Here is an 11,952-nt window from a genome sequence, read left to right as displayed (position 1 = left end):
AAGAAATGTGCGCAAAAGTTCCAGTGGCGGTGAAGCGGCCGTCCTAGGCGATGGCTACGCCGCTTCCGGCCATGCCGTTGCCTGCCGGTAGGGCCACCTTGGCGGAAATTGCCTGCCCCACAGCTTTGGCCTGCCGAAGGACTTCTTTGGGAGTCGGGGTAATGAGTTCTCCGACGCCCACAAGGTGCATCCCCACGGCACGCATTGCCGCGGCGAAATTCTGGCCGACGGCGATTCCAAGCTCTGCCAGCATCCGGCGCAGCTGGCTCTGGGCGCACCGCGTCACCACGACGTGGTCGGCCAGCAGGACACCTTGGGCGGTGTGGACCGCCCACTGACGGGGAGTGGATTCGAGGGGGCCGAAAACGATCCTGCCCCGGAGGGCCGCCGATGCGACGTGACCCGTCTGCTGTAACTGGTCGGAGCCCAGGAAATCCAGGCGAACGGCACGGGTGGTGCTGCGAACGTCCAATTGATGGTTGGCGGCGTAGTTGCGCAGGTGGCGGAGAATCTCGCTGCGTTCCTGCATGGCGGGATCGGAGATGTCGCAGCGCTGGAGCATTCCAGTGTGGGTCGAAGGCCCGGTGGTTGAGAGCGACCCGAACCCGTCAACGACGATGGAGCCCACCCCGTAGCGGCTGAGCTCGCTGGCAACAGCCAGACCGGAGAGGCCGGCGCCGATAACCACTGTGGTGGTTCGTTCCGTGCCGGAATCAGGCGTGAGTGACACTGCTTGGTTCCTCCTTGACGTGTGTGCCCTGCGGCATCGCGTGGGATCGCGTCCGAGTTCCCCAAGCGGCCGCAAATTAACAGCCGGGGTGTGTCCTGAGACACGCTGCCCGGCTATTCAGTGACTCGAACACTACCGAACTTTTTCGGCCATGGGTAGCCTTCCCGGCGACGTGTTTTTCGTGTCCGCCAGCAGGCCGATCCCGTGCGTTTTGAACTGAGCCCGGACCGTTATGCACATAGCCCGAAGTCGCCTTGATTCGGTACTTCCGACCGAGAATAGTGGGCATTGGAAGGAGAGATTCCAAGTTTCTCCTACCCCGGCCATTGACATTTGGAGAGTCAGGGAATTCCGTGCAGAGAACCTCTGGCAGAATAGCCGGAACATCAAGCAGTAGGTGGAGAGGCGGGCCCAATGGACCAGCACGAAAGACACAATGAAGTGCCACGCGATGGCGAGGAATCGGCGGTTGCCCCCGGCGGCATCGTCGTTGGGGTGGACGGATCCGAGCACGGCCAGTGCGCCTTGGTCTGGGCAGCGCGTGAAGCAGAGCGTCGCCAGCTCCCCTTGCATATCGTCACGGCCTACTCGGTCCCCATTTTTGCCGCATCTGGTCTGGACGGAGGCTACGCCACCGTGGACGACTCCGTCATCCGCGAAGGCGCCGATGCAATCGTCAAGCAAGCCCTGGATAAGGTTTCTGCCTATTCGATCGACGTGGATGCTTCGGTCGAAAACGGTGATGCCGCAGGTGTCCTCCTCGACCTCTCGGCGGAAGCAGCGCTTCTGGTCTTCGGGAGCCGGGGCCGCGGCGGATTCGTTGGGCGCCTCCTGGGGTCAGTGAGCAGTGCTTTGCCCGCCCATGCCAAGTGCCCCACGGTGACCGTACCGCTGTACTGCGCGGACCGCCTCGGGGAGAGCACCGAGGACAAACACATCAAAGCCGAGCACGCCAAGGCCGGCCCCCGCACTGTCGAGAATGTCGTGGCAGTAGGCGTGGACGGCTCCGAGCAGGCCCGCGTAGCTGTTCTCGAGGCTGCGGAGCAGGCACAGCGCATGGGCGCCAAGCTCCGTGTGATCTGCGCTGTTCCCCAATACAGCGGTTCCCTCGCATGGGTACCCGCCCCGCTTGATCGCGATGCCCTCTTCGCCGACATCAAGGTGCAGTTGGATGCGGGCTTGGCCTGGCTTCAGAGCCATTTCCCGCGACTGACCATAGAGACAGAGCTCCGGGACGGCGCTCCGGTGGATGTCCTGGTCGAAACAAGCCGCGCCGTTGAGCTCGTGGTCCTCGGCACCCGTGGCCGCGGCGGATTCGCCGGGATGCTCCTTGGGTCCACGTCTGATGGAGTCCTCCATCACGCGAAGGGGCCGGTGCTGGTAGTTCCGGACCGGGAAGATCCGAGGCTTGCCGATCGGCCCAATTTCGGGCCAATGCTCGGCGCAGCTTAGCGGCAGGGATCCCCAGCGATGGACAGCCAGCAGCCACTGGACCAGCCGGAGGGCCACCCGGCTGGCCCTCGCAAGGCCGCCCAGGCGTTCATCGTGGACATCGCCAAAATACGGGGGAGCATGCTTTCGGAGGTTGGCGGGAAGGCCGCCAACCTCGGTGAACTGGTTAGCGCGGGCCTGCCTGTCCCACCCGGGTTTTGCCTCACCACCCACGCGTACCGGCGGGCACTCGCTGCTGCCGGCTTGGATACAGTCCTTCGCGAACTCTCTGAGGCGGGGTCCACGGATACTGGCACGCTGAACGGCCTGGCTGCCCGCGCCCGATCAGTGGTGCTCGACGCCGGTATCCCAAGCGAAGTCGCGGAGGCGGTCCTCGCGGCATACCGGGATCTCGGCGAGGAGGTGCCCGTGGCCGTCAGGTCGTCTGCAACTGCAGAGGACCTGCCCAGCGCCAGCTTCGCCGGTCAGCAGGACACGTTCCTCAACGTCGTGGGTGCGGAGGCGGTCCTGGAGGCCGTTGGCCGCTGTTGGGCGTCCCTCTGGACAGACCGCGCCGTCAGCTACCGGACCACCAACAACGTGGACCATTCATCGGTGGCCCTCGCGGTGGTCGTTCAGGAGATGGTTGATTCCGCTACGGCAGGCGTCATGTTCACAGCCAACCCGGTCACCGGGAAGCGCCACGAGGCTGTGATAGACGCGTCCCCCGGTTTGGGAGAGGCCGTTGTGTCAGGGGCGGTGAACCCGGACCAGTATGTGGTGGACATCAACAGCCGGACCATCGTGAGGCGATCCGTGGGTGACAGGCTCGTGGAGATCCGGCCGCTGCCCGGTGGTGGCACGGAACGCATCGAACGGGCGGCGTCGGAGCAGTCCGGTGGGTCCGCACTGAAAGCCTGCCTGGATGATCGGCAGATCCTGGACCTCGCCGGGTTGGCCCGCCAGGTGGAGCAGCACTACGGGGCACCCCAGGACACAGAATGGGCCATCGACGGCGCGGGCAAGCTCTGGCTGACCCAATCCCGGCCCATCACCACGCTGTATCCGCAGATGACCCGGAATCCTCCGCTCCCAGGAGAGCACGCGTTCTTGAATTTCAGCCTTGCCCAGGGTCTTACCCGGCCATTAACGCCTATGGGCTTGGCGGGCATCCGCCTGGTGGCCTCTTGCGTCGCGACAACGGCGTCCTTCGATGTGCCGGATCCACGCTCGGGCCCACCGGCCTATTACGAAGCCGGGCAGCGCATCTTCTTCGATCTCACGGCGGTGCTGCGGAGCCGGATTGGCCGCGCCATTGTTCCCCGGGTGTTCGATGTCATGGAAGCCCGCTCCGCAACACTGATGCGGGCCCTTTTCGAGGACCCGCGATTCTCAGTGACCATCAAAACACCCCTGAAGCTGATCCGACACGTAGGACCAGTGGCCGCCAAATACCGTGTCCCGGAGTCACTTCTCCGCGGCCTGATCGCTCCTGCTTCGGCCATGAAACGTGTGGACCGGCTCACTGCGGAACTGCGCCGTTCCTTTTCCGTCCCCGAGGACGCCACTGCCCATCAACGGATTGCGTATGTCCAAAGAATCCTGGGCGAGCAGGTATTTCCCACGGTGCCCACCGTGTTGCCCCTTCCAGTGCTCGGCTTCGCCATGCTCGCCCTGGTGCGCCGTCTCCTGGGGTCCCAAGCTCCGTACAGCGAACTTCAAACCGTCATCCGCGGCCTCGCCAACAACGTGACCACGCAGATGGACCTGGCCCTGTGGCACCTTGCCTCGGACATCCGGCAAGACCCCGATGCCACGTCTTTCATGCTGGGCCGCACGGCAGCGGAGTTGGCGGTCCACTACCGGGATGCCACCCTTCCGCCTGTCGCCCAGTCCGGGATGAGGGCCTTCCTTCTGGAATACGGGCACCGGGCAGTGGCTGAAATCGACCTCGGCATGCCGCGATGGGCGGACGATCCAACCCATGTCCTTGGAGTCGTGGCCAATTACCTGCGCCTTGAACCCGGAGCGGATACTCCGGACCAGCAGTTCGACAAAGCCGCCAGGGAGGCGGATGACCAGGTCGCGCGCCTGGTGGCTCGTGCCAGGGCAAAGAGCCCGCTGCACGCTGCCGTCGTGCGTACCGCGCTGGACCGGACAAGGAGGTTCGCGGGGCTTCGGGAGCTGCCCAAGTACAACCTGGTCCTGGGGCTGGCAGCGGCACGGGAGCAGTTGCTCCTGGTCGGGAATGGCCTGGCGGCGTCCCAACGGATCGAAGACGCTGAGGACATCTTTTTCCTTGACCTCGATGACGCCGAGGTTGCGCTTGCCGGGGGAGACCTTCGTGGGGTTGTGGCGGAACGGCGTGCGGCATACGAGCTGGAGTTGCGGCGGAGGCATATCCCCAGGCTGCTGTTGTCCGACGGTACCGAGCCCGAAGCTACCGCGCCACGGGGGCTTCAGGCGGGGCCGGGCACTCTGTCCGGCAGCCCGGCGTCGGCTGGCCTGGTGACGGCGCGGGCCAGGGTCATCATGGACCCCGTAGGCGCACACCTCGAGCCCGGCGAGATACTCGTGGCCCCTTCCACGGACCCCGGCTGGACTCCTCTGTTCCTCACGGCCGGAGGGCTCGTCATGGAGATGGGCGGGCCAAACTCCCATGGCGCAGTGGTAGCCCGCGAGTACGGCATCCCGGCAGTTGTGGGCGTTCCGGATGCTACTGCCAGGATCGACTCGGGTCAGCAGCTAACGGTCGACGGTGCTGCAGGGACGGTGACCGTGGAGGACCTAACCGGCGGAGCAGTTTAAGCGTGCTGGTGTGACTCGTGCTCCGAGTGGCTCACGGGCTCCAACTGGAATGTGCAGTGCTCGGTGTCGAAGTGCCGGCCCAGGCACGATCCCAACTGATCCAGGATGAGGTCCGCGCCCCTGGCGTTGAGGACCTCGTCCTCCACAACCACGTGGGCTGAGAATACCGGCACCCCGGAGGTGATGGTCCAGATGTGGATGTCGTGGGCTTCCACCACGCCGTCCACGGCAATGATGTGCTCCCGGATCATGTTCACATCCACGCCCTTCGGAGTTGCCTCCAGCAAAACGTCCACCACATCACGGAGCAGGTTCCATGCCCGCGGAATGATCATCAATGCGATCAGCATGGAGGCAATGGGGTCCGCCGCCGCGAACCCCGTGGTCATGATCACGATGGCGGCGACGATCACGGCGATTGATCCGAGAAGATCGCCGAGGACCTCAAGGTAGGCCCCGCGGATGTTCAGGCTCTCCTTTTGGGCGCCTTGCAGGATGAGGAGCGAAACAAGGTTGGCAACGGCACCCACGATGGCTGCCCACAGCATGACATCCGTGTGGATCTCGGTGGTTTCGCCGAACCGCCGGATGGCCTCAAGCATGATCACCACGGCGATGACAATGAGGATCAGGGCGTTGGCCAGCGCGGCAAGTACTTCAGCACGCTGGTACCCGTAGGTCCGTTGGTCGCTGGCCGGGCGGGTGGCAATCCACGCTGCCATGAGTGCGATGAAGACGCCTGCGGCGTCGGAAAGCATGTGTCCGGCGTCGGCCAGCAGTGCCAGCGAGCCGGAGACGACGGCGCCGATTACCTGGATGCCCACCACACCGAGCGTGATGGCCAAGACGGCAATGAGCCGTTTCCGATGCTTGCCGGTTGCTGTGACTCCGTGGGAGTGGTTGTGGTCGTGCCCCATGCCTACAAGGCTATCCCCAGCCGAGCTCATGAAGGCGGTCGTCATCTATTCCGAAGTGATGTGCGATCTCGTGGACTACCGTGATCGCCACTTCGTCGATTACTTCCTCGCGTGTAGTGCAGATGTCCAGGATGGGCTGGCGGAAGATAGTGATCCGATCCGGCAGGGAGCCTGCCTCCCACCAGGAGTCGCGTTCTGTCAGCGGGACGCCCTCGTAAAGTCCCAGCAGCACGGTCTCCGGATTTTCGCCGGGCTGGGGCGTGTACTCGTCTTCGATGAAGATCGCCACGTTATCCATGGCGCTCGCGGCTTTGGGCGGGATGAGTTGAAGTGCGTCGCTGACGGCCTCTTCGAAGTCCTCGGGCGACATCTCGAAGGGGGCACCGGCGGGGATGGCGTCCACGGTGCCGCCCTCAGCGGGGCTGTGCACGGGAGTGCGCGCCGGCAGCTTGGACGAAGGAAGGTCGCCGTCCGGAACGATGGGCAGGCCGGGAGGAAGGTTCGCGGGCATGGTTCGACTTTAGTCCGCGGAGACAGCATTGGGCCCGGTCATCATGCGGGATACTGAATTCAATCCTTCTTCAATAGACTCAGGAACCGCATGACTGCCACCTCTTCCCTCGCGCCCGAACCACTCGACGTCGTCGTGGTGGGTGAGGCATTGATCGACATCGTGCAGTCCGCCGACGGGGTGGCCGAATACCCCGGCGGCTCGCCGGCAAATGTCGCCTACGGCCTGGGCCGCCTGGACGTCAAAGCAGGCCTGTTGACCGCGATCGGCCGCGACGAACGGGGCGACGCCATAGCAGCGCACCTGCAGAGCGCCGGCGTCGTGCTGTTGCCTGGGTCCAAATCGCTGCAGGAGACGGCGACGGCGACCGCGCGGATCGCTGCCGACGGCTCGGCAACATACACGTTCGATATTGATTGGGCGCTGGCTCCCGTCGCCCTCCCGTATGCTCCGCGGATCCTGCACACCGGTTCCATCGCCACGTTCCTGGAGCCGGGCGCAGGAGTCGTCCGGAGTTTGTTGGAGCAGGCGCGCGGAGGCTGCATGGTCACGTACGACCCCAACATCCGCCCCGATCTCCTGGGAACCCACCGTGAGGCTCTATCCCTGTTCGAAGAGATCGTGCCGTTGACCAGCGTTGTCCGGATGAGCGGCTCGGACGCCCGCTGGCTCTACCCCAACAAAACCCTGGAGGAAACCGCGAGCCACCTTCTTGGGCTGGGCACAGGCTTGGCAGTCATCACCCGGGGCGCGCAGGGTTCGTTGATGGCAACCCGGCACATACAGCTCAGTGTTCCCGCGATTCCGTCTAGCGTGGCCGACACAATCGGGGCCGGAGATTCCTACATGTCGGCGCTGATCATGGGCCTTTTGCTGCGGGGGAGCGACGGTATGGCGCCTACGGTGCTGGAACGGATCGGCAGCATCGCGTCCATGGCAGCGTCCATCACGGTGGGCCGCCCGGGGGCCAATCCGCCAACACACCGTGAGCTTCTGGCCGGGATGGCCCGCTAACGGCCCCTGCGCCGGGTCAGTCCTACTCCGACCAAGCACACCACGCCGCCAATGAGTCCCCAGATGGTGGGCACTTCCTGGAGGACGGCCCACGAAATCAGGATGGTGGTGCCTGGGACCAGGTACGTTGTGGCGGCCAGCTTTCCAGCCGAGATCAGGGATAGCGCGTACGCCCAGGTGGTGAAGGCGATGGCGGTAGGGAAGATACCCAGGTAGACGAGGCCCAAGGTGGCGGGGAGCGGTGCCGCCTGCACCTCCGAGATCAGTTGCCCGGTCCAGGGCAGGCAGCACACAGCGCCCACCATGATGCCAAACCACGTCGCCTGGCCGGCCGAAAATTTCCGCAGCACCGGCTTCTGCAGGATCGCGCTCACCGAGGCGAGCACGGCGGCAAGCAAGCACAACAGCACGCCGGCCACGTCCGCCGTCGAACGCTGTCCGGAACCCAACGCGATCATCGCCACCCCGCAGAATGCCACGCCGCTGCCGATCAGCAGCCACCTTGGGAAGCCTTCTTTGAGGAAGATGCCTGCGAGGATTGCGATCAGGATGGGCGAAACGTTGATCAGCATGGCGCTGGTTCCGGCGTCGAGCATGTGCTCCGCGGCGTTCAGTGCCACGTTGTAGCCTCCAAACCACATCACCCCGTATGCGAGGATCGGCAGCCACTCGCGTCCGCTCGGCCAGACCTTCAGGGTTGGCAGCACCACAATTCCAAGCACGACGGCGGCAACCGCCAAACGTCCGAGCGTCAAGGAACCGGGGGAGAAGCTGGGGCCGACGGCGCGTATGCCAACAAAAGCTGAAGCCCAAAGGACCACGGTGACAATGACGGCGACGACGCCGAGTTTACTGATGGCCGCAGCCGGCGCAGGGGTGGTGCGCTTGGGCAGGTCCGGGGAAGGCTGGCCGGGTTCGGCCGGGGTGGTGGTTGTCATAAAGCCAATGTAGCCGGGGAGGCCCCTGGGCAGCTGGCGGTTTTCGGACGCGTCAGGACAAGATCCTGCCAATCTTTGTGGGCCCTTGCAGCGAGGGCCCTTGGGGCCTGCAGAGCTCGATTTGGGAATATCGCTATCTATGCTCTAAAGTTTTAGAGTCCAGTTCGGACGAGCGAGACACGGAAAGAACGCGTAAAGCGTTCCTTTTCCTTGCAAAATCCGAATTGAGTTCAGGCCCCCATCGTCTAGCGGCCTAGGACACCGCCCTTTCACGGCGGCGGCACGGGTTCGAATCCCGTTGGGGGTACGCAAGGCAAGTGGTAAATCGGATGAAAAAAGTCTGGTAAGCTAGAAGCCTTGAAAAAAACGCGGTAGAGATACTGCAAACGCAAGGCCCTGTAGCGCAGTTGGTTAGCGCGCCGCCCTGTCACGGCGGAGGTCGCGGGTTCAAGTCCCGTCAGGGTCGCTCTGAGCGCCGGAGAAATTCGGTTCTCAAGGTGACATGTCACCTAGGCTCTGTAGCTCAGTTGGTAGAGCGTTCGACTGAAAATCGAAAGGTCACCGGATCGACGCCGGTCGGAGCCACCACTGGGAAGCATCAGTTCTTCGGAACTGGTGCTTTTCTTCTTTAACGCACGGCGACCCGTCCGGCGTGGGCGACCAGCTCGCGAAAAAGATGGAAACCGGGATCTATTACGTGCCAGAACACTGGCTCAGTAGCGCGGCTGCAAACGGCCCGTCCGCTGGGGAACTCGCCGTGCCCAGTACGCCATCAGGAGTCCGATGGTAGCTGCTCCGCCTATTGTGGCCCAAAGGGAGGACCATGAGCCTTCCGGGGTGGGAACCGCAAGAGCGAATAAAACTGCGGCTACCCCCAGGACAAGTTCTACGGCGGTCTGTAGGGCCCGGGTCCGGTAGTTCGGGGAAACCAGCCGGACCAGGGGAATTGCCGGCAGCAGGAAAAGTCCTAGTCCGAGGACCGGGTAGATCGCATTGAACGTGAAGATCACCAGGCCTAGTACAAGCAGACCGAGAAACTTCAGTAGCCGGCCAATGCTGAGCGGGTTCTCAGGAGTCCATTGACTCAGCAGGAGGCCCCAGGTGGGAAGCCCGATCAACCAACCGCCTGCCCAGAACCCCAGGTTCAGTAGCGTCGTGACAGCAAGCAGGAGGCCGGGAACCAGGAACGCAGCTGCCTGCCGCGACGACAATCTTTCCCATTGGGCGGAAGATGCTAGCCCCAATCAGCAGATGGGCAACAACGTAGCCGGGTAGCAGCTGTATTGGGGGCACCTGCGTCAGGCCGAACAGCAGCAGTGCATCGAAACAACCATGAGGCATACCCCGGCGAAGGTCCACGGGCGACGGACGCGAGTGGCTTTTCCATCCCCCAATGTCATGAAGCGCACTCTACCGGTACCGATGCTCTGCACCTCCAAACTCTGGCACGGCAATCCCTCTATGACTCCCGGGTCCACACAGTCGTCCACCTCCGGCAACAACAAGAGCGGGAGATGGATAATCAGGAGCGTCCCGCGTGGGTCACAACCGTCCACGTCGATCTCGGCCCTTTCCAAACATTCTCGCCTGTTGTGTAAGAAACGACGGTTCCCGGGACACTAATGAGTTGACTGATCAAATCGCACGAGCCCGGGGGAACAGAACCAGATGTTGGCTACCAGAGAGCAGGAACTGATCGCTCTTCATGCTGAGCACTTCAGCCGCATCTACCAGTACATCGCGTATCGGATCAACGACCGTGAACGGGCTGAGGAACTTGCCAACGACGTGTTCCGGATTGTCTGGGAGAAACAACCACCCGAACCCCCCGGTATCGGATGGCTGATCGCCACAGCCAGGAACGTGCTGGGCAATGAGTACAAAGGCCGACGCCGCCGCGAGCAACTTATGGAACGACTCGCGGAAGAAGCCCGCACCCAAGACGCCACTACGCACGATGATGGCCAGCGAGGAAGCGTCGCCGTGATCCTGTCCCGTCTCAAGGACCGGGACCGGGAAATTCTGATGCTCTCCTATTGGGACGATCTCACCACTGCCGAACTGGCCGAAAGCCTTGGATGTACGTCATCCGCAGCGGCAGTCCGGCTCCACAGGGCCCGCAAAGCTTTCGCGAAAGCCGCACCACAACACCTCATGACAGAACGGGAAGTCTAGCCATGGACCGCATCGAACAACTCATGAAAAACGCCAAACCCCAGCTCCCCGACCCGGGAACAACCCCGGGCGTCCTGCCGGGCCAGTCCCATGCCTACTCCGATGACCCCAATTTCATTTCCCTCGCGGATGGCGCATCCATCCACGTCCACCGTGCGCCGGCCAAACGTCACTGGGGGCGTCTCGCGGGTGCCGGGGTTGCCGCAGCGGCCGTCGCCGCCGCCGTTTTGGTCGGCGCTAACCTGGCGTCGCAACCGGACAACACCGCTGCGTTCCCCACGGGAGAAGCAGTCATCCCGGCTGCGACACCGACCGGTTCTGGAAAATCTTCCCTGGGAGGGAGCACAGTTACCGACTCCTTTGGCAACGTCGCCTACTACACCACAGTCCCCGGTGACACGATAACGGCAGTAGCTGCTCACCTGGGCATCAGCGAGAAGAAACTCGCTGAATTCAACGGGATTCAGGCCGGCAGCGAATTGGCACCCAACACGACGCTTCGATCCTTCCCCGCTCCGGGTCCAACCATCGGAGCAACAGGGACGGCCATCGTGGACGCGAACGGCATACCCACCAGCTACACGATCGAGCCCGGTGACACCCTTGCCGGGATCACTTACCGGTTTGGAATCACCGAAGAACAACTGGCTGAAGCCAACAAGGTCGCCTTCACGTACGAGAAGGGCAATGTCTACTTCATCCGTGCCGGGAACCACATCCAACTGCAGAAAAACCCGGTGGACAGCAGATCGGGCAAAGGAATGAGCATCAACAATTCCTTCGGCCAGGCGATTTTCTACACCACCGTCGACGGTGACTCCCTCGACAGCATCGGCTACAAATTCCGGTGCACCACCGACCAGTTGCTCCGGTGGAACACGACCCTCACAGCCGACCGAACCATCCCGGCGGGAACCAAGCTCAGACTCATGCCCGGCGATACCGTCATTGAGGGTGCACAAGGCACGTACACCACAGACGCCGAAGGGATCCCCCTGACCTACAACACTGCCCCAGGGGACACCGAGCGGCAGATCGCTTTCCGTTTCGGAATTCCGGAGGTCGCGGACCTGTCATCGGCGAACCGCCCGCTCGCCGGCACCGACCGTGTCTGGTACGCCTTCTCAGACCTGCCCTCCGGAGAGTTAGTCCCAGGCCAGACCATCAGCCTCAACCTGAGCAAACCCATCCACGGATAACGCACACGCAGAGTGCGCGCTCGAAGGCCTCCCTTTAGGGACAGCGAACTGCCGTCCTGATCAGGTCGGTCCTCATGCTGGGTACGTGCCCGTTTTTCGCCCGTAGGGCATCCTCCTAACGTTTCGGCGGGAACCCGCTACCTAAGTCCTCCGAAAAACCACGCCAACCGTATCTATTGACGCCCCCGATTCCCCATGACACCATGATGACCACATCTTGATACCGGTA

10 protein-coding genes and 3 tRNA genes are annotated in these 11,952 nt (G+C 63.2%); 8 read left to right on the top strand and 5 right to left on the bottom strand.

Annotated features, from left to right (window positions below):
• Nucleotides 1-43 precede the first annotated feature (43 nt).
• Nucleotides 44-730: an FAD-binding protein gene (locus tag LRQ04_RS10830; protein WP_235520166.1), complete on the bottom strand. Its 687-nt coding sequence runs from the start codon at nucleotides 728-730 to the stop codon at nucleotides 44-46.
• Between the two features lie 414 nt (nucleotides 731-1,144).
• On the opposite strand from LRQ04_RS10830, the gene LRQ04_RS10825 reads away from it, so the two are divergent.
• Both LRQ04_RS10825 and LRQ04_RS10820 read left to right on the top strand, forming a co-directional pair.
• A complete protein-coding gene (locus tag LRQ04_RS10825; protein ID WP_235520165.1) occupies nucleotides 1,145-2,182 on the top strand; it encodes a universal stress protein in 1,038 nt (345 codons plus the stop codon).
• A gap of 18 nt (nucleotides 2,183-2,200) precedes the next feature.
• Nucleotides 2,201-4,969, top strand: coding sequence for a PEP/pyruvate-binding domain-containing protein (locus LRQ04_RS10820; protein ID WP_374198929.1), 2,769 nt, complete (start codon nucleotides 2,201-2,203; stop codon nucleotides 4,967-4,969).
• Here LRQ04_RS10820 and LRQ04_RS10815 read toward each other — a convergent pair.
• The gene (locus LRQ04_RS10815) at nucleotides 4,966-5,886 is read right to left on the bottom strand and encodes a cation diffusion facilitator family transporter (RefSeq protein WP_235520164.1); all 921 of its coding nucleotides are present in this window, start codon (nucleotides 5,884-5,886) and stop codon (nucleotides 4,966-4,968) included. The genes LRQ04_RS10820 and LRQ04_RS10815 overlap by 4 nt on opposite strands.
• Nucleotides 5,887-5,896: 10 nt before the next feature.
• Entirely contained in the window at nucleotides 5,897-6,397 is a 501-nt protein-coding gene (locus LRQ04_RS10810) for a metallopeptidase family protein (protein ID WP_235520163.1), read from the bottom strand.
• Nucleotides 6,398-6,487: 90 nt separating this feature from the next.
• On the opposite strand from LRQ04_RS10810, the gene LRQ04_RS10805 reads away from it, so the two are divergent.
• Entirely contained in the window at nucleotides 6,488-7,411 is a 924-nt protein-coding gene (locus LRQ04_RS10805) for a carbohydrate kinase (protein ID WP_235520162.1), read from the top strand.
• Here the strand turns inward: LRQ04_RS10805 and LRQ04_RS10800 are convergent.
• A complete protein-coding gene (locus tag LRQ04_RS10800; protein ID WP_235520161.1) occupies nucleotides 7,408-8,349 on the bottom strand; it encodes a DMT family transporter in 942 nt (313 codons plus the stop codon). The two genes, LRQ04_RS10805 and LRQ04_RS10800, sit on opposite strands and share 4 nt — an antisense overlap.
• 234 nt (nucleotides 8,350-8,583) lie before the next feature.
• On the opposite strand from LRQ04_RS10800, the gene LRQ04_RS10795 reads away from it, so the two are divergent.
• From LRQ04_RS10795 to LRQ04_RS10785, 3 genes are all read left to right on the top strand, one after another.
• A tRNA-Glu gene (locus LRQ04_RS10795) sits at nucleotides 8,584-8,656 on the top strand.
• An 85-nt stretch (nucleotides 8,657-8,741) separates the two neighbouring features.
• Nucleotides 8,742-8,815 (top strand) — tRNA-Asp (locus LRQ04_RS10790).
• A 46-nt stretch (nucleotides 8,816-8,861) separates the two neighbouring features.
• Nucleotides 8,862-8,937: transfer RNA gene (locus tag LRQ04_RS10785), tRNA-Phe, on the top strand.
• A gap of 125 nt (nucleotides 8,938-9,062) precedes the next feature.
• On the opposite strand, the gene LRQ04_RS10780 is transcribed toward LRQ04_RS10785, so the two are convergent.
• Nucleotides 9,063-9,560 carry a hypothetical protein gene (locus tag LRQ04_RS10780; protein WP_235520160.1) on the bottom strand — a complete coding sequence of 166 codons (498 nt, stop codon included), beginning with the start codon at nucleotides 9,558-9,560 and terminating at the stop codon, nucleotides 9,063-9,065.
• Between the two features lie 457 nt (nucleotides 9,561-10,017).
• Here LRQ04_RS10780 and LRQ04_RS10775 point away from each other — a divergent pair, with 457 nt between their 5' ends.
• Together LRQ04_RS10775 and LRQ04_RS10770 are read left to right on the top strand one after the other, a co-directional pair.
• On the top strand, nucleotides 10,018-10,524 hold the full coding sequence (locus tag LRQ04_RS10775) for an RNA polymerase sigma factor (protein WP_235520159.1): 507 nt from the start codon (nucleotides 10,018-10,020) through the stop codon (nucleotides 10,522-10,524).
• 2 nt (nucleotides 10,525-10,526) lie between these two features.
• Nucleotides 10,527-11,723 carry a LysM peptidoglycan-binding domain-containing protein gene (locus LRQ04_RS10770; protein WP_235520158.1) on the top strand — a complete coding sequence of 399 codons (1,197 nt, stop codon included), beginning with the start codon at nucleotides 10,527-10,529 and terminating at the stop codon, nucleotides 11,721-11,723.
• The last annotated feature ends 229 nt before the right edge of the window (nucleotides 11,724-11,952 follow it).

The organism is Paenarthrobacter sp. AR 02, from assembly GCF_021538675.1.
Classification (GTDB): Bacteria; Actinomycetota; Actinomycetes; order Actinomycetales; family Micrococcaceae; genus Arthrobacter.
This window is presented reverse-complemented; position numbering and strand designations above follow the sequence as displayed.